We start from the raw sequence: 17895 nt of genomic DNA, 5'->3' as shown, positions 1-17895 counted from the left end.
CGGCGATCCGAATTGTCGGTGAAGGCGCGGGACGGCCCCCGAATAGCTAGGTTCATTCAAATATGCGCATAATGTAATCAATGAATGAGGCGAGCCGGGTTGGGGCGTTCTTCGACGAGATGACGTCCGCTCCGGCGGATCCACCGACGGTCTGGTCCCTGCTGGGTTGGGATCCGCCGGCTATCCCCGTGCTGCCGGTCCTCGCGGTGCTGCTGGCGGGGTGGTATGTGCTGGGCGTCATTCGGTTGCGCCGGATGGGGCGGGGTTGGCCGTGGTGGTCCACGGCGTGTTTCCTGTCCGGCTGCCTGATCCTGGCGGCGGTCATGGGCCTGTCGATAGAACGCTACGGATTCCGGTTGTTCAGCGCGTTCATGTTTCAGCAGCTGACGCTGTCGATCCTGGTGCCGCCGTTGTTGGTACTGGGCTCGCCGGGGCGACTACTCCTGCGGTCGACGCCGCATCGCGGGTTGGGCAAGTGGGTGCTGGCCGCCGCGCTCGCCGGATTACGTAGCCGGACTGCCGCTTTCCTGCTGCATCCGGCCGTCACCATCCCGTTGTTCCTCTTCAGTTATTACGGCCTGTACTTGTCGCAACTGTTTGACACGATCGCTGCTACCTGGTTGGGGCACACAGGTTTAGAGATCTTCTTCTTAGTCACCGGGGTGCTGTTCGTGATACCGATCCTGTCGACCGATCCGATGCCGATTCGGCAGACCAATCTCGGGAGGATGTTCGACATCTTCGTGGAGATGCCGTTGCACGTGTTCATCGGCGTCATTCTGATGATGGCGCCCCGGCCGCTGATCGGGATCTTTGCGAACCCGCCCGCCGAGTGGGGCGTCGACCCGGTGAAGGATCAGGCGGTGGCCGGCGCGCTCGCTTGGTCCTACGGTGAGCCGATCGCGTTGGCGACCACCCTGATTTTCGCCATCCGGTGGCGGCGCGAGGAGCTGGTCGAGACCGAGGCCCGCGAGGCCGACGAGGCTGGTCAGGACGACGAATTGGCTTCGTACAACCGCTTTCTGCGGCAGTTACACGGGGAGCGATCGGATCAGGAGGTGTAGCCGCGCGCCGACCCGTCGGGTGTCACGTGCTTGACGATCAGTGAGCAGTCCTTGCCGCCCAGTCCTTCGTCAATGAGCTGCTGAAACTGCTCGGTGACCATGGTCGCCGCGGGTAGCTTCACCCCTGTTGCTTCGCCGGCGGCCAGGGCCAGACGTGCGTCCTTGTGTGCGAGGTCGACGGTGAAGGTGGCGTCGAAGTTGCGGTTGGCGGCCGCAGAGTCGACGATCTCCGGCACCGGGTACCAGGTCTGCTGCGCCCATGAGCGTGCCGAGGACACCGAGCAGATTTCCCAGAACACCTTGGGGTCCAGGCCAAGTCGCTCGGCGAGCTGGGAGCCTTCCGAATTGGCCATCATATCGATGAACAGCATCATGTTGTTGCAGATCTTCGCCGCCACCCCGGCGCCGCCGTCACCGGCGTGAATCACGCGCCCGGACATCGGTTTGATGTAATCGGTTGCCGCGCCAACACTTTCCAGATCGCCGCCGAGCATGAAGCACAGCGTGGCGGCATGCGCGCCGCTGATCCCGCCGGACACCGGCGCGTCGACGAATCGGAACCCGCGGCGTGCCGATTCGGCATGACAGTACCGGGAGGTGTCGATGTCGACGGTCGAGCTGTCGACTAAAAGTGTTGATGGCGAGGCATTTTCCCAGATCCCGTAGGGGCCTTCGAAGACCGAGCGGACGTGCTCGCCCTTGGGCAGCATGGTGAATACGACCTCGGCACCGGCGAGCGCCAAGGCGATGTCCTCCACCGCGGTCACGCCGTTGGCCTCCGCGGCGGCGAGCGCCTCACCCGAGAGGTCGAAACCGCGCACCGTGTGTCCGGCCGCTACCAGGTTGGCGGCCATCGGGCCGCCCATGTTTCCCAAACCGATCCAGCCGTAAGTCGCCATAGGTTCAACCTAGCGTCAGCCGCGCGCCCTGTCGGCCGCATCCAGCTCATGCAGTGAGCTGCCCTTGGTTTCGGGCAGCGCCCACACCGCGATCAACGTGATGGGGGCGACGGCTGCCAGATAGATCGCCACCGGCACCCAACTGTGGTACCTGCTCAGCAGTGCGGCGCCGATGACCGGAGCCAGCGATCCGGCGAAGATCGAGGTGACTTGGTAACCCACCGACACCCCCGAGTACCTCATCCGGGTGGGGAACATCTCGGCCATGATTGCGGGCTGACCGGCGAACATCAATGAATGCACCAGCAGGCCGATCACGATGGCCACCAGGATTATCCACTCGTTGCGGGTGTCGAACATCGGGAAGGCGACGAAGCCCCAACCCGCGGCGAGTGTGGCACCGAGCGCATACGGGGCGCGTCGCCCGACGATATCGGTGTACCGGCCGACGATCGGCAATGCGATCGCCTGAACGATATGAGCGATCAAGAGCAGCAACAGAATTCGTTTAGTGTCCATGTGCAGCTGGATCTTGAGGTAGGTGATCGAGAAGGTGACCACCATGTAGTACAGGATGTTTTCGGCCACCCGTAGCCCCATGGCGGTGAACACTCCGCGCGGGTACCGGCGGAACACCTCGACGACGCCGTAGGAGGTCGGTGAGCCGCTTGAGTGACGAGAATTCGCCTGAGCCTTGTTCTCTTCCAGTTCTCGGCGGGCCTCGTGGAAGATCGGCGCATCGGTGATTCGGGTGCGGATGTAGTACCCGATCGCGACGATGACGACGGACAGCCAGAAGCCGACGCGCCAACCCCAGGACAGGAAGGCGGCATCGGAGAGGGTCCACGACAGTATGAGCAGCACCAGGGTGGCCAGCAGATTGCCCAACGGAACCGCCGCCTGGGGCCAGCTCGCCCAGAACCCGCGTTGCGAGTCTGGAGAGTGCTCGGCCACCAGCAATACGGCGCCGCCCCATTCGCCGCCGACAGCGAAACCCTGCAGGAACCGCAGGGTCACCAGCAGGATCGGTGCGGCGTAGCCAACCTGGGCAAAGGTCGGTAGACAGCCCATCAGGAAGGTCGCGACGCCGACCAGCACGATCGCGATCTGCAATAGGTGCTTACGCCCGTAGCGATCTCCGAAGTGCCCGAACACGATTCCGCCGATGGGTCGGGCGACGAAGCCGACCGCGTAGGTGAGAAACGCCTTGATGATGTTGTCGAGGTCGTTGCCTGCGGCGGGGAAGAAGACCGTATTGAAGACGAGAGTCGCTGCGCTGGCGTAGAGGAAGAACTCGTACCACTCGACGACGGTGCCTGCCATGGATGCGGCGACGACCTTGCGCAGTCCCGTCGGCGGGGCGGCACCGTCTTCCGAGGCTGCGGTCAGCGACATGGCGCCAACCTAGCGTCGAGTGTGAGCCTCAGGGTGCGATTTCCGCCGAGTGTGAGCACTGGTGCTCACACTCGGCGGAAGGACGGTGGAACCTAAACGCTCTCGAGTGTGACGCCCATGGGCAGCAGCACGCTCTTGAGCTCGCAGTACTCCTCGATGCCCTCGGGGCCGTTCTCGCGGCCGATGCCCGACTGCTTGTAGCCACCGAACGGGCAGCTGGGATCGAAGGCGTACCAGTTGATGCCATAGGTGCCGGTGCGGATCTGCGCGGCGACCTCGAGGCCCTTGTGTACATCCGAAGTCCACACACTCCCCGCGAGCCCGTAGTTGGAGTCGTTGGCGATCTTGACGGCCTCGTCGACGGAGTCGTAGGCGATGATGCACAGCACCGGGCCAAAGATCTCCTCCTGCGCGATGGTCATCGAGTTATCGACATCGGCGAAAATCGTTGGCTGGACGAAGTATCCGGAGTCTAGGCCCTCGGGGCGCTTGCCGCCGTACGCCAGCCGAGCACCTTCCTCGATGCCCTTGGCGATGTAGCCCTCGACCCGATCACGCTGCTTGGCGGTAATCAGCGGGCCGACCTGGGTGGTCGGGTCGGTGGGTAATCCGACGCCCATCGCGGCGACGACACCGACTATCCCCTCCAACACCTCGTCGTACCGCGACCGCGGCGCCAGGATGCGGGTCTGGTTGACGCAGCCCTGTCCGGCGTTCATCAGGCCGGCGAACACCAGCATCGGCAGGCTGGAGGCCAGATCGGCATCCTCGAGCACGATGGCCGCGGACTTACCGCCCAACTCCAGAGTCACCTTCTTGAGGCTCTGGGCGGCGATCCCCGCGATCTCCTTGCCCACCGCGGTGCTGCCGGTGAAGCTGAACACGTCGATGCCGGGGTGGTTGGTGAGGGCACGGCCGGTCTCGGCGCCACCGGGCACCACCGACAGCACACCATCGGGCAGGCCGGCCTCTTCGAACACCTCGGCCAGGATGAAGCTCGACAGCGGGGTCTCGGCGGCGGGCTTGAGCACCACCGGGCAGCCGGCCAGGAATGCCGGGCCAATTTTGTTGAGTGCCAAGAACAGTGGAACGTTCCACGCGGCGATGGCGGCCACCACTCCGGCCGCCTCGCGGGTCACCAGGGTCTGCCCGTAGGCGCCGCTACGCAGTTCCTTCCACTTCACCGCGTCGGCGGCGTTTGCGTAGTACTGCAGGGCGCCAAATCCGCCCATCCACTGCAGCGTCTCGACAACCGGTGGGGGAGCGCCGGTTTCATCGGAGATGACGGCGCATACCTCGTCCTTGCGGGCCTCTAGTAGCTGCACCACCTTCTGCAGCACAGCCTGCCGCTCCGGCGGGGTCATTCGTGGCCACGGGCCGTCCTCGAAGGCCCTGCGGGCCGCGGCGACCGCGCTGTCTACGTCGGCGGCAGTGGCCAGCGGACACTGGCCCACCTTTTCGCCGGTGGCGGGGGAGAAGACCTCGATCACCTGGTCGGTGGCCGGCTCCGCCCACGCGCCGCCGATGAAGAGCTTGTCAAAGTTGTGCGTCATGAATCGCTGTCTCTTTCTTGGTGGGTATCAACAAATCCAGTGAGGCCGGAAGGTGCATGAGGGCCGATCGGCCCGAATTCGAAGAGCCCGCTGCCGTGGGTTTCGATGCCGTTCTCGATGAGACGGAACGTTGCTAGATTGTCAACGGGGCAGAGCAGCTTGAGTGTCGCATCTAGCTCGTTGGTCTTGTACCGCTTGCCTTGTACGACGAGATCGCCCTGCCACATGCCGTGGCGCCAGTCGGAGTCCAGTCCGTAGCCGGTGCCGAATCCGAAGTAGTGCGGCAGCACGACCTCGGCCTTGATCGTGATATCGCCGAGCGTGATGACGGCCGAACTTGCTTCGCGGGTGCCGGGAATCAGGGTGATGTCGTGGGTGATGGGGCCGAGCTCATCGATGCCCTTGGCGGGGTCGCGCCACACGCGGCGGGCACCGCTAACCACCTTGTTGCCGTGCTCGTCCTCCTGGTTGATGAACACGATCGAGTACTCGGGGAACGAGATCACGTTGTAGAGCCAGAAGAAGCCACCGGCCAGGGTGGCGCGGCGACCCGCGGGTTCTCCCTCGCCGACGGGCCGGATGCCCCAGGAGCGGTCCCGGTTCCCGGACCAGTTGACCCCGTCCAGCTCATGGGTAGTGCCATCGACCGTCAATTGCCCTGTCCAGGTGCCGGTTTGGGCAAAACGAGCGGTGTCGAACAAGACGCGACCCATTTGGCGCTGGTAGTGCCCCGGCTCCAGGGAGGCCGGTATTTCGCCGGTGTAGGTGATGTCGAAGGAGAGATCGTAATCCTCACCCGGCTCTAGGATCACCCGGATCTTCTTGAGGCCTTCGAGGACCTCGACGCGATACGGGCCCACCGACAGATCCGCGCGGTCGTCGCCGAGCGCGCGCGAGGCTCGGAACACCACGATGTCGTCGCCGTAGCGCACCGAGGCGAACGCGTCCGTCACGCCGAGGTTGGGATACACGCCCAGCCCGGTGATCAGGTACGGCAGGTCGGCCCGCCCGCCATGGCAGCCAAAGTAATAGCGGTCGTAGAAGTTCCGATCCGACGTACCGACGTGTCGTACCACGTCGGCGATCTGGTGGATCGGGTAATCGTCGAAGGGGGAGAGGCTCATGCGCTCGCCCCGCTCGCGAGCTGGGACCAGTACGTGCCGTCGAGCATCTTTTGCAGTGCCGGCCGGTGCAGGATCAGGTCGTCGGGATCATCGGGCATCTGCGCCTGACCGAAGGCTATGGCGCGCATCTGGATTCGTACCATGATGACGGCGTGCTGCAGCGCCGCATACGCGGTGTAGAAGTCCATGTCGGCGGCGTGGTGACCGGTGAGTGCGGCGTACTCGGCGATGATGTCCTCACGCCGGCAGAAGTCCGGAAGCCCCGGCAGCGTCGCCACCTCGGTCAGGTCCTGGAAGAATCGGTGCAAGAAGATGATCCAGCCCAGGTCCAGTTCGCGGGGGCCGATGGTCGCCATCTCCCAGTCCAGCAATGCCACCGGCTCAAAGTCTTGGTAGATGACGTTGCCTGGGCGTGAATCACCCCAGCTGACTGCATCTTTCGCGCGCAGCGATTCGGTTGGCCAGTTCTTTCGCAGCCATTCGAAGCCTCGATCGATCAGCGGGATCGTCGTGCCAGGGCCGGCATTGCCGCGCACCCACGCGTAGAACTCCTGGGTGCGGCGCACATGCGCATCCAGCCCATTCTCGCTGTCGCGGGCGTCGTCGAGGAATGCGAACTCCTCGACGGGTGCGGAGTGCACCCGGGCGATCTGGTCGACGGTGAGCCGCTCCATCTTGCTGCGGTCGGCCTCGGACGCCTCGGTCACCCAGGAGCCGAAGGTGTAGGGCATGCGATCGGGGGGCACATCGCCGTCGACGCGCTTCATGACGAAGAACTCGCCGCCGAGTACCGACGTGTCGTCGCAGTACCAGAGCACTGGGGGCACCACCGCAGTGGTGTGCTCGCCGAGTAGACGCATCACATCGAATTGGCGCCGCATGTCGTAGTGCTGGAACACCGGGCTGGAGTCGGGCTGGGGCGCAGTCCTGATCACCAGTCGGTGCGCCTCGCGCTGACCGTTCTCGGTCCACTGCGCATCGGCCAGGATCGTCTCGCTGGACATGCCGTTGGCGCTCGGCAGCTCCACATGATCGACGCTGAGCGCGGCGTCGGCCGGCAGTTGGGCGGCCAGCCAGGCGGCCAGATCCTCGCGCAGGGTTTCCGGGTCGCGCTGCGACCCCGAGGGACGGGCCACCTCGTCGCTGTTATCGCGTTCGGCGGTGGCGGTCTGCTCAGTCAAGGTGGGAACTCCCTCTGGGCCGCGTGCTATTTATGCAGGCGGCTCATCGTGCGGCACGCCTCATTGCGTGACGCACGCAACACTACCGGGCAGCAGGGGGAAGTGGAACCTGTTCCAATTCAGTAGTCAGCGGGGGCGCAGGACGAGCACGAGATTGCTCACCAGAACCTCCCGCACAGCGGGAACTTTGGTAATCGGCCACGCCCATTTGGGGTGGTAGCGGGGGAAAGCGGCGACCAGCGCACCCGTTCCGTGAGCCCATCTGAGCCCCTCGCGTACCGACACCGGGAAAAGCGACGACCCGTAGTTGTTTTTGGGTGGATGGCCGTGCTTGCGGGTGTACCAGCGGGCAGCACGGGCACCGCCGAAATAGTGAGTCAAGCCCATTTCGTGGCCGCCGAACGGTCCCAGCCAGACGGTGTACGACAACACCGCCAACCCACCGGGTCGGGTGACCCGCAACATCTCGTCGCCCAGGCGCCAGGGTTCGGGCACGTGCTCGGCGACGTTGGAGGACAGGCAGATATCGACGCTGGCGTCGGCGAGCGGCAGGGCCATGCCGGATGCCCGTAGATAGGCCGCACGGGGGTCTCTGGTTCCCTCGGGTGCCGCATGCATCTCCCGAGGATCGGGTTCGACGCCGATGTACCGCGCGCCGGCATTGGCGAACGCAGAGGCGAAGTAGCCCGGTCCACCGCCGACGTCCACCACGGTGCGGTCGCGCAACCCGGCGCCGGTCGCCTGTTGCCATAGGTCTGCGACCAGGTGAACTGTGTCGTCCGCCACGGTGCCGTAGAACCGTTCCGGCGCACTCTGCTCGAAGCGAAATGATGCCAACAGGCTGGCCGAACGGCGCAGAGTGGCTCGCTGAGCGAATAAATCGGTGATACCGGGCACGGATTCTCGTTCTTCTGGAGGTTCGCATTGATTTCTGGGGGCCAACCCTAACGGCCTAGGGTGCTTAACGATGTTCAGCGAACTGTCAGACCAGCCCAGCGGCGCGGTGGCCTTTGAGTCCCCGCGATCGGTGCTGATGCTGTGTTGGCGGGATACCGACCATCCGCAGGGTGGCGGCAGCGAAACGTATCTGCAGCGCATTGGCGCCGAGCTGGCCGCCTCTGGGGTGAAGGTGACCCTGCGGTGTGCCGCATACCCGGGCGCGGCCCGGCGCGAGGTGGTCGACGGCGTACAGATCTCGCGCGGCGGTGGGCGCTTCACGGTGTACCCACGTGCGCTGCTGTCGCTGCTCGCCAGCCGACTGGGTGTCGGCGCCCTGCGCGATGCCCGGCCCGATGTGGTCATCGATACCCAGAACGGCATGCCCTTCTTCGCAGGCATTGTCACGAAGGCGCCCGTGGTGGTTCTGGTGCACCACTGCCATCGGGAGCAGTGGCCAGTGGCCGGACCTCTCATCGGGCGGCTCGGCTGGTGGCTGGAATCGCAGCTGTCTCCCCGGATGCATCGAGGCAACCAGTACCTGACCGTGTCGCAGCCGTCCGCGTTAGACCTGGTGGCGCTTGGGGTTGATCCCGACCGGATCGCGGTGGTGCGCAATGGCTTCGACCATGCGCCCGGCGACGCGCTCGACGGGGTGCGCAGCGAGACTCCGCGCGCGGTGGTGTTGTCGCGGCTGGTGCCGCACAAGCAGATTGAGCATGCGCTCACCACCATCGCGGCACTGCGTGACCACGTGCAGGACGTACACCTGGACGTCGTCGGCGACGGTTGGTGGATGGATCGTTTGGTGGAACACGCTGCTCGACTTGGTGTTTCCGATGTGGTTACCTTCCACGGATATCTCGACGAGGACGCCAAGCATCGAGTGCTGCAGCGCGCATGGGTGCACCTGATGCCCTCGCGCAAGGAGGGCTGGGGCCTGGCGGTCACCGAGGCCGCGCAGCATGGGGTGCCCACGATCGGCTACCGATCCTCCGGCGGACTCACCGACTCGGTCACCGACGGCATCACCGGGCTGCTGTGTCGCGATCAGGATGAGTTCGTCAGGCATACCGCGACGCTGTTGGCGGACAACAAGCTTCGTTATCGAATGGGCGAGGCCGCGCGGGCCCGCTGTGCCGACCTCTCCTGGCGGCGAAGCGCGGCGGGCGTGTCGACCGTGCTCAAGGCGGCAGTGATCGGCACCCCGGTTTCGGGGATCATTGGCGCCGATCCGGTGGGTGATGCGGTGCCAGCGGGTCCGGTCCCCACCTCGACTCCTACCCCTGCGTAGTCCTCAACCCATGCCGAATGTGGCGTAGCCGCAGCCCCGCTGCGACCGCACCCGCGGCGAGCAGCGCTGCCCACACCAGGTGTGCGGCGATTGCCGCGGCGCGGCGGCCCGGCGAGGCTCCGATAGGTGTCCACGGACCAGGCACCCGGTACAGGGTGATATCGCCATCGCGGTAGGTCGGTTCCAACTGTGCGAGAGTTTTCGATGAAAGCCCTTGATCTCCAGGGGTTCCCGCTTGCACTACGACCCAGCCGACGCCTTCGTCGGCTAACTCACGCGGTCCGGCCCCGGCCCGCAGCAGCTCCTCGGCGCGGCGTCCACGCCTGCCGTCCCCGCGCACATTCTGCCCGTCGACCCACAGGTCGCCGCTGGTGACCACGTCCGCGCGGACCCAGCGGGGGAATGGATCCAGGACCGGGATCGATGAGGGGGCCCAGGGATATTGCCGCAGGGTCTCCGGCGGTAGCACGGCCACCGGATGTGGTTCGGCGTTGATGCGGTTGGCGATCGCGCTCCATCCGCCGGGATACGTCACCGACTCAACCCGGCCGCCCACTCCCCATGCCAGATCGGGCAACGTGAGAACCAGTGCCGCACAAGATAATCCTGCCGCCAGCCACTGCGAGGATTGTTGACGCACCGCGGTGATCGCGGCGGCGCCGGCCACCGCGTAACCCGGCATCGCCAACGCTACCCATTTCTGGCCGTCGCGCAGAATGCCCAGCCCGGGCACCTCGGTGATGAGCCAGGTGGTCAGTGTCAAACCAGGACCTGTCGCCAGCAGAGCCGGAAAAACCACGGCTGCAACGGCAATGCTGAGCAGTCCGAGCGCCGCCCGGGTACGCCGCAGCACCACTACTCCGACCACCACCGCGACGATCAGCACCGCCGAGAATGCCAGCGCGAATAGCGTTGTACGTGAGGCGGGCACCGCCTCGGCGTTCCACATGCCGCCCAACGAGGCCAGGCTGCCGAGCGTGCCCAGACCTGGTTCGGCACGGGCCGCAAAGGCATGGACACCTGCCGCGTCGCCGGCGGGTATCGCGGTCCCGAGCCCGGAAGCCACCAGCCACGGCATCGCGGCGAGCAGCGAGATTCCCGCGACGCCAAGGGTTATCCGGCGTTGCGGCGCCGCCGCGGCCAGGCCGACGATCAGTGCGAGCACTGCACCGGTAGGTGTCAACCCGGCCAGCGCGATCCAGAACGCGAGTGCGCACCATGTCCCGACGTCCGCCGTTGCACGCAATCGGGTGACCGTCAACGCGATCCACGGCAGACAGCCGTAGCCGACTAGCAGACTCCAGTGCCCCTGTAAAAGGCGCTCGGCCACATAGGGATTCCAGATCGCGATGGTGGCTGCCACCAGCTCGCCGGGCAGCCCCGCGGTCGGAACCAGATGAGCCGCCAGGCGTGCGGCTCCCCATCCGGCAAGCCACAGGCCCGCCGCGAGAAGGGCCTTGACGAGGACTCCGCCGTCGACAAACACCGTCATCACCGCGATGAAGAAGTCCTGCGGAACGGCGCGTGGTGCCGCTTCGCCAACCCCCAGCGCCGCGTCGGTCAGATACGACCGCGGCGTCGAGACGGCATCACGGATGAGCAGGTATCCCGGTGCTGCCAGCGGCGCACAGATCGCGGCCGTCAGAAACAGCGCGTAGAGAGGCGCAACCCAGTTGCGGCGCAAGAGTTCCCGACTAGAGGTGGTTTCGAGGCGACGGGAACTTGTCGGTATCTGCTTCGCTGGCAGGTGGTTTCTCCGGGCCGCGCCGGCCGAAGAAGCCATGGTCGACCGTATCGAGTCCCGGATCGATCAGCGCCGATTCGGCGCGCAGGCTGAACGAGCCCAGCAGGCCGCCACCGACCAGCGCCACGATGCCCAGGGCCGCGAAGGTGATCGGCAGGATGTTTGACCAGATGGCGAGGCTGTCACGGGTGTCGCGCGCCGCGTTTACCTGCTTCTCGACGGTCTCGTCGTTAGATAGCACCGTGTAGTCGACCATCGGGACCTCGGGCTTGAGCGCGTCACGCGCGTAGTACTGCAGCGCATGCTCTTTGCTCTTAACGATGATGCCGCTGACCGGGTCGACCCAGAACTCACGTTGCGCCGCGTAGTAGCGGGTCATGGTGATCTCTTCGTCTTCGTGCTCCGCTTCGACGCCCCACTGCACCGCGCGGGCCGTCACCTTGCTGTCCTCGTCCTTGTCGTACAGCGATGGGTACGAGACCGGCTCTACCAGCTTGCCGTTGGCGTCGTAGCCCACGTTTTGGGTGAAGTGGTAGGCGGTGAGTCCGTTGACGTCCTCTTCGCCCGTGTAGTTGGCGTCGAACGCCCGCTGCGCGATCACGTCGAAGTATTGGTACGTCTTCTTCTCAGTATCGAAGGGGAACCGGTAGCTCAGCCCCTCGTGCTTGAGCGCAATGGTGGTCGGCGGCGTCTCGTCCTCGATGGCCCGTGGCTTCTGCACACTGCCGCCCGGGTTGTCGTCGCTTGAGATGGCCTCGGCGGAATGACGGTCCACGGTGACGGTGTCGACGGTGGCAAGGATCAGTCCGGCGTCGCCCTGCTTGTCGGTCCGCTTCAGCGTGATGCCGGCCTGCAGGCCGACCTTTCGGGCGTCGGCGGGGCTGACGGTGGTGATCTGCTCCTGCAGCACCAGCGGCTTGTCGGGGTCGGTCACGAACTTCACCCCGGACAGCGACGCGGGATCCAGGGCGCGTCCCTTGCCCTCACTCACCAATGTGGCGTCCCAGTCGAGCGGAATCTTCGCAAGCCGGTTGCTGGTGTATGTGCTCAGCAACACCGCAGCGATGATGAGTGCGGAGCCGAGGCCCAGCAACCCGCACGCTGCAATACGCATCATGACTCCGCGGTTCACGGCTGCTGGACCCTCCTCAACGTGCGGTAACCCCGTTTCCGGCGGCAGCCGGATGACACAGAATGCCCAGGGCAAATCTGACTGACCCTAACAGTCGTCACCGTTAGGTGGTCATTCGGCGATGTTACTGATCGCGGTCGATAGTTCTGGTCAAACGCCGCCGGATCGACCTGGAACCGTACTCTCGGCAGCGTGAAGGGAGCAGAGACCGCAGTCCATCCGGCAGCTCCAGCCGAGCACGCGAGGGGCTTCGTCCCGGCGCTGGAGGGCATGCGCGCCTGCGCAGCGATGGGGGTGGTGGTCACTCACGCCGCGTTCCAAACCGGCCATACCAGTGGCGTCGACGGCCGCATCCTGGGCCGTTTCGACCTGGCTGTGGCCGTGTTCTTCGCGCTCTCGGGATTTCTGCTGTGGCGACCCCACGCGATGGTTGCGCAGCCGGGGGCACAGGGGGCGAGTCCACCGACGACCGGACGCTACTTCGCGTCGCGGTTCGTCCGCATCGTCCCCGCCTACCTGGCCGCGGTCTTCGTCGTCTTGTTGCTGTTACCGGATGCCGCGGGGGCCCGATGGATCGTTTGGCTGGCCAATCTGACGCTCACTCAGCTCTATATCCCGCTAACCCTCACGGCGGGCCTGACGCAGATGTGGAGCCTGGCGGTGGAGGTCGCGTTCTACGTGGCGCTGCCGGTCATCGCGCTCGTGATGCGGCGCGTGGCACTTCGATGGCGTGCCCCGTTGCTCGTGTTCGCGGGGGTGGCCAGCCTGGGCTGGTCCTTCATCCCCTTCCACACCACCGTCGGCATCAATCCGTTGACGTGGCCGCCCGCCTTCTTCTCGTGGTTCATCGCGGGCATGCTGCTGGCCGAGTGGAGCGCGGCACCGCCGGCCTGGACGCTGAACCTGGCCCGCCGCCGGGTGCTGCTCGCGGTAGTGGCCCTCGTCGCGTTCGGAGTGGCCGCGTCCCCGCTGGCCGGACCGGAGGGGCTGACCCAGGCGCCGCCGCACCAATACGCCGTCAAGATAGCGATGGGCGCGACGCTGGCCTGGGCGCTGCTCATGCCGCTGACCCTGGATGCCTCCGGTACTGCACATCGGGTGCTGGGCAGTCCGCTCATGGTGACTTTGGGACGTTGGTCCTACGGCCTGTTTATCTGGCACTTGGCCGCGCTGAACATGGTCTTCACCGTCACCGGGAGGTTTCCGTTCAGCGGTCACTTCCCGTTGGTGCTGACCCTCACCCTGATCTTCGGCTTCGCGATGGCCGCGGTCAGTTACGCGCTGGTCGAATCCCCGTCACGGGAAGCGTTGCGGCGCTTCCAGAAACGTCGTGACGGCAACCGTACGGCCGCCACGGCCACTGCCGTTACGGAAATGAGTGCCAGCAGCTGAATCCACCACGAGTGTCCGGTGTAGCCGCCCACCGAACGCCAGGGATGACGCGAGAGAGCCGCCCCGGCCAGTAGCAGCGATCCGCCGGAGATGTAGGCCCCCGCCGCGGTGAGTGTGCGTAACGGCGATGAGCCGCTTGCGCGAAGAGCGTGAGACAGCGCGGGTCCCCGTGCTCTTATCGCCAGCGCCGCCAAGCCCACCGCGGCGCCGGTAACACCGCTGATGGCGGTGAGGGCCGTCAGCACCGCGACACCTGCGGCGGGACCGGAGCGCCAGGGAATCACATGGGGGAGATTGACTTTCCGAGAGCGACCGGGCACCGGCAGGAAGGCCAGCAGTGCGAGGAGGGGAAGCAGTGCCAGTCCGCCGAAAAGCCCCGCGCGGTACCAGGTGTTCAGGCCGAACGTGACGGTGATCTGCCCGCCAGTAGCGGCTGGAATCACCCAGCCTTGCTGCCAGCCGTTGACGCGCACCGGTGTGAGCGTGTGCCCGCCCGCATCGCGGGCCACCCATCCCGAATTGATGCTTTCGGGGACGACCAGCACTCGGTCGTGCGATGCGGGCGCCGCGGTGACCTCACGCCGGTCGGGTCCCCAGGCACCCTTGGGCGCGGCTGTCGCGATGGCGGCGGCCGGTGCTGCGTCGGGTGCGGTGAGCTGTACGCCGTCGACAATGAACTGCTGACGCGGATTGACGGTCACCTCTTGTTGGCCGGCGCTGGTCGCGATCGGGGCACTGTCGCAGGGGATGGCTTGAATAACGTTGCCACCCAACAGGTCGCGCACAGTTGCCGTTATCGACATGGGTATGAAGCGTCCGGCAAGTGCCAGTATCGGGCCGCGGTCGCAGCCGATGGCGATGGTGCGGTTGCCGTTCACCTCGCCGTTGGTGGGGGCGATGGGTCGGCCGTTCGCGTCCAGCGCGACAATCTCGGCGATACCGGGAGGTTTGAGCTGATCGAATCCCAGCGCGGTGCGGTCGATGATGTCGGTCCAGTCCGTCACCGTGACGGTGATGGTGTCCGTGACGCGCGGGTGCAGGGTGAGCGTGGTGTTGTCGGTCTTCGGGTCGATCGACCGCACCTGCGGACCGTCACCAAGATTGATCGCCACCTGGGTGGGATGCGCGGGCACCTCTGTTCTGCTGGGCGCCAGCCGGATGCCGCCCACCGCAATGGGTTTGGGCAGCGTGATGACGAGCGAGGGTAGGTGCTGACGCTGCACCGAATTCTGTGGCGCCGTCCAGACGGTTCCCGGATCGCCGTCGGTGGCCGCGTATGACGAGCCCCGAGGATCGATCACATCGGAATCCCCGGATGCGACGGTGGTGCCGGGCTGCTGAATCAGGTCACGCAGTTGCGGGCCCGGGCGCGCCCGCACCCACACCTTGGGGGCCAGCGAAACAGGCTGGGGGACGGTTAATGTCCGAATGAATGTACCGGGCTCCTCCGGAGCCAGCGACAGTGTCGCCGCGCAGCGCAGCCGTTGTGGGGAGGGGGCGCACCCCGATCGGCCCTCCAGGGGTGATCCCAGATCCCAGCCGAGTAGATCGGCACCCGAAGGTGGTGTGGGAATGGTTGCGCTGTGCCGGAGCTCGACGGGGTGGGCGTACCCGGCGGCGTCGTATTGCGTCAGCGCCAACTCGGTGACGCCGAACTGCACACCGGCGGTGCCGTCGTCGGTTCCGGTGGCGGTGACCTTCACCCAGGTGGTTTCCCCGGGGCGCAGCGCGACGTTGAGGGGCTGGCCCGGCTCGTCGAATCGCACTGACGACGTGCCGTTGTCCGTCTCGACCTCCAGCCGCCGCACCTGGGCGCCGAGCGCAGTGGCGCTTGGGGTGACGGTGACGATCGCGTTGGTGATCGGTCGATCCAGGTCCACCCGAATCCATTGTCCAAGAGCTGATTCCAGTGAGCTGCTGACCCAACTCGTGGCATTGTCGCGGTCGATGACGGCGGCGGTGCTGGTACCCGGTGCCACATTGGGCAGCGCCGTGGAATCCGACGCGGAGCTGGACGCGGTGATGGTTCCGCCCGTCCAGCTGCCGTTCACGAGTGGAACCCCGCTGGCCGGGTAGTCAGGGACACGGTTGAAGGTGCGGCGTTTATCTCCGGGGGCGCGGATGGCCGAGGAATGGTCGTCGACGCGCCCGTAGTCGGTTTCGCGAGCCAGTGGACTGTCGGTGACCATCGCGGGCCCAGGACGCAGGCCGGCCCTCGTGGCATCGGTGGCCAGCAGGGCCGGACCCAACGGTGGCTGGCCGAGTTGGCGGCGCCGCTCACCCAGGCGCAGCAGGGCCTCGGGTCCACCCGCCACCCGCGGCATAGCATCGACATCCGCGAAATATGGATCACCGTAATGCTTCTCGTGCTGGAAGACGGCATAGATCTCGACCGCCGGATACTGTGGTCGCAGGTCGCTATCGGCGACAAAGCCTTCCACCGTTCCAGCACCGACCGGATCGCCGAACTCGGCGACCTTGGTCAGCCCGCGAGAGCCCTCGATGGTGTTGTGCACCAGGATCGGCCGCGCGGAACGGGAGGTATCAGGATCAAGATCGTTGCGCACCACCAGGTAGGAGATGCCCTGCTGAGCCAGGGTGTCGGCCAGCCCGTCGGACGGGCGCCCGGCGGCGAACAACTGTTGCACCGAATCGATGGCGCGGATGGTCTCGGGGGGCGTCAACGGGATGGAATCACGTACCCCCCATGGCGTTTTACCCAAGGCCTGTAGAGGCTCGTCGCGGGTGAGGCCCCAGGTCTGGATCGCGAACGGGGCGCCCGGCACTACCAACGCCCGCCCGCCATCGTCGTGGTCGGCGAGCCAGCGCGCCGTGTCTTGCCAGTAGTTGGGAATCGCGTCGAATCCGCCGCGGGGCACCAGCCGGCCCGTCCAGGCCAGCGATGTGCTTGCCGCAAGCGCCATCAGTAGCGCGATCCCGACGGCCACGGCCCGGTTGCGTTCCGGGCGCGCTAATGCCGCAAGCCATTCGCGCACAGGGACACTCGCTGGTAGCGGTATCCGCGCCAACGCATGTGCCAGGCCGAGAATCAACGGTAGGCGGATCAATGGCTCAAGCTTGTGCACATTGCGTAACGGGGTGCCGTTGGCGTCCAGAAAGAATTGAATCTGTTGGGCCACCGGTGAACCGAGTGCACCGGTGTAGCCGGCGGTCAGCAGCACCAGTCCCACCAGCAGTATCGCGACAAGCCGTCCGCGCGCCGGCATGCCCCGCATCGCCAGTCCCGCCATGCCGGCGGCGGCCACCATGGCGGTGGCAATTACGACGGCCGACTGGGTGACCAGCGAGGAACCCGCCGTCGCAGTCGGGGCCACGAATGGTGTCCAGCTGTCGGTTCCGCGCAGTACTTCGGTCAGCGACGTCCATTGCGTGGTGACGCCGGAGGACTCGATGAAGTCCAGGAACGGTGGGCTGATCTTGCCGAAGATAAGCAGCGCGATGATCCACCACGAAGTGGCCAGCGCCAGGCAGGGAATCCACCATGCCGTGAATCGCCACCAGGTCCGGTTCGGCCGGTGTGCCAGCCACCAAATGACGGCAACTCCACACGCGAGGGCCGTGGCGACGGCATTGACCGCGCCCATCAACGCGACTGCGACGGCCGACAGTGCCGCGGCCCGCCGCGGCGATATGCGGCCCTGGAACGTCAGGATTATCGGCAACAGGACCCACGGGGCCAACATCATGGGCAGCGTCTCGGAGGAGATGGCGCCCAGAGTCGTCAGCACCCGCGGTGACAGCGCGAACGCCACCGCGGCGATGATCCGTGAGCCGCGGGTACCGATGCCGAGCGCCTCGGCAACGCGGATGATGCCCCAGAACCCGGCTGCCACGAGCAGCGCCCACCACAGTCGCTGTGTCACCCAGGCCGGTACCCCGAGAAGGTGCCCCAGGGAGAAGACCGCGCCGTGCGGAAAGAGGTACCCGTACGCCTGGTTCTGTGCCTGTCCGAAGGGCAGCTCGCTGCTCCACAGGTTTAGCGCGCGCGCGGCGAACCGCAGCGGATTGATCGCCAGATCAAGCTTGGTGTCCGGGGAAATCTGCCCAGGTGATTGGGCAAAGGTCAGCAGTAGGAACAGTGCGGACGCCACCGCCAGCCATCGTCGGCTCAGCGGGGTGGAGTCAAGGCGGGGTGAGGTCATGACGTGCGCGGCGGTGTG

12 protein-coding genes are annotated in these 17895 nt (G+C 66.0%); 3 read left to right on the top strand and 9 right to left on the bottom strand.

What is annotated here, in order from left to right; translation table 11 throughout:
• Window positions 1-80 precede the first annotated feature (80 nt).
• A complete protein-coding gene (locus tag FZI91_RS07210; RefSeq protein WP_239001892.1) occupies window positions 81-1064 on the top strand; it encodes a cytochrome c oxidase assembly protein in 984 nt (327 codons plus the stop codon).
• On the opposite strand, the gene mmsB is transcribed toward FZI91_RS07210, so the two are convergent.
• The 6 genes from mmsB to FZI91_RS07180 form a co-directional block, all read right to left on the bottom strand.
• The gene (gene mmsB, locus FZI91_RS07205) at window positions 1052-1963 is read right to left on the bottom strand and encodes a 3-hydroxyisobutyrate dehydrogenase (RefSeq protein ID WP_155938137.1); all 912 of its coding nucleotides are present in this window, start codon (window positions 1961-1963) and stop codon (window positions 1052-1054) included. The two genes, FZI91_RS07210 and mmsB, sit on opposite strands and share 13 nt — an antisense overlap.
• Window positions 1964-1978: 15 nt before the next feature.
• Window positions 1979-3358, bottom strand: a complete 1380-nt coding sequence (locus FZI91_RS07200; protein ID WP_155938136.1) for an MFS transporter — start codon at window positions 3356-3358, stop codon at window positions 1979-1981.
• Window positions 3359-3450: 92 nt separating this feature from the next.
• Window positions 3451-4911 (bottom strand): aldehyde dehydrogenase, encoded by a 1461-nt coding sequence (locus tag FZI91_RS07195; protein WP_155938135.1) that lies wholly within the window; start codon window positions 4909-4911, stop codon window positions 3451-3453.
• Window positions 4908-6035 (bottom strand): hypothetical protein, encoded by a 1128-nt coding sequence (locus FZI91_RS07190; RefSeq protein WP_155938134.1) that lies wholly within the window; start codon window positions 6033-6035, stop codon window positions 4908-4910. The genes FZI91_RS07195 and FZI91_RS07190 overlap by 4 nt, the downstream gene beginning before the upstream one ends.
• On the bottom strand, window positions 6032-7216 hold the full coding sequence (locus FZI91_RS07185; RefSeq protein WP_155938133.1) for a phosphotransferase family protein: 1185 nt from the start codon (window positions 7214-7216) through the stop codon (window positions 6032-6034). The genes FZI91_RS07190 and FZI91_RS07185 overlap by 4 nt, the downstream gene beginning before the upstream one ends.
• Window positions 7217-7342: 126 nt before the next feature.
• Window positions 7343-8113 carry a class I SAM-dependent methyltransferase gene (locus tag FZI91_RS07180; protein WP_162526488.1) on the bottom strand — a complete coding sequence of 257 codons (771 nt, stop codon included), beginning with the start codon at window positions 8111-8113 and terminating at the stop codon, window positions 7343-7345.
• 70 nt (window positions 8114-8183) lie between these two features.
• Between FZI91_RS07180 and FZI91_RS07175 the strand changes: the two genes are divergently transcribed.
• Window positions 8184-9446 (top strand): glycosyltransferase family 4 protein, encoded by a 1263-nt coding sequence (locus FZI91_RS07175; RefSeq protein WP_155938131.1) that lies wholly within the window; start codon window positions 8184-8186, stop codon window positions 9444-9446.
• Here FZI91_RS07175 and FZI91_RS07170 read toward each other — a convergent pair.
• Both FZI91_RS07170 and FZI91_RS07165 read right to left on the bottom strand, forming a co-directional pair.
• On the bottom strand, window positions 9433-11091 hold the full coding sequence (locus FZI91_RS07170) for a hypothetical protein (RefSeq protein WP_162526546.1): 1659 nt from the start codon (window positions 11089-11091) through the stop codon (window positions 9433-9435). The genes FZI91_RS07175 and FZI91_RS07170 overlap by 14 nt on opposite strands.
• A 49-nt stretch (window positions 11092-11140) precedes the next feature.
• On the bottom strand, window positions 11141-12322 hold the full coding sequence (locus tag FZI91_RS07165; RefSeq protein ID WP_162526487.1) for a DUF3068 domain-containing protein: 1182 nt from the start codon (window positions 12320-12322) through the stop codon (window positions 11141-11143).
• A gap of 270 nt (window positions 12323-12592) precedes the next feature.
• On the opposite strand from FZI91_RS07165, the gene FZI91_RS07160 reads away from it, so the two are divergent.
• Window positions 12593-13714: an acyltransferase gene (locus tag FZI91_RS07160; protein WP_155938580.1), complete on the top strand. Its 1122-nt coding sequence runs from the start codon at window positions 12593-12595 to the stop codon at window positions 13712-13714.
• Here FZI91_RS07160 and FZI91_RS07155 read toward each other — a convergent pair.
• Window positions 13597-17877, bottom strand: coding sequence for an alpha-(1->3)-arabinofuranosyltransferase (locus tag FZI91_RS07155; protein ID WP_155938129.1), 4281 nt, complete (start codon window positions 17875-17877; stop codon window positions 13597-13599). The genes FZI91_RS07160 and FZI91_RS07155 overlap by 118 nt on opposite strands.
• Window positions 17878-17895: the final 18 nt, after the last annotated feature.

It is taken from the genome of Mycobacteroides sp. CBMA 271, assembly GCF_009729205.1.
GTDB lineage: Bacteria > Actinomycetota > Actinomycetes > Mycobacteriales > Mycobacteriaceae > Mycobacterium.
This window is presented reverse-complemented; position numbering and strand designations above follow the sequence as displayed.

Excerpts from the sequence above, each read along its gene's own strand:
- FZI91_RS07195 (WP_155938135.1), bottom strand. The coding sequence starts at position 4,911 with ATGACGCACAACTTTGACAAGCTCTTCATCGGCGGCGCGTGGGCGGAG.
- FZI91_RS07210 (WP_239001892.1), top strand. The coding sequence starts at position 81 with ATGAATGAGGCGAGCCGGGTTGGGGCGTTCTTCGACGAGATGACGTCC.
- FZI91_RS07200 (WP_155938136.1), bottom strand. The coding sequence starts at position 3,358 with ATGTCGCTGACCGCAGCCTCGGAAGACGGTGCCGCCCCGCCGACGGGA.
- FZI91_RS07175 (WP_155938131.1), top strand. The coding sequence starts at position 8,184 with ATGTTCAGCGAACTGTCAGACCAGCCCAGCGGCGCGGTGGCCTTTGAG.
- FZI91_RS07155 (WP_155938129.1), bottom strand. The coding sequence starts at position 17,877 with ATGACCTCACCCCGCCTTGACTCCACCCCGCTGAGCCGACGATGGCTG.
- mmsB (WP_155938137.1), bottom strand. The coding sequence starts at position 1,963 with ATGGCGACTTACGGCTGGATCGGTTTGGGAAACATGGGCGGCCCGATG.
- FZI91_RS07160 (WP_155938580.1), top strand. The coding sequence starts at position 12,593 with ATGCGCGCCTGCGCAGCGATGGGGGTGGTGGTCACTCACGCCGCGTTC.
- FZI91_RS07190 (WP_155938134.1), bottom strand. The coding sequence starts at position 6,035 with ATGAGCCTCTCCCCCTTCGACGATTACCCGATCCACCAGATCGCCGAC.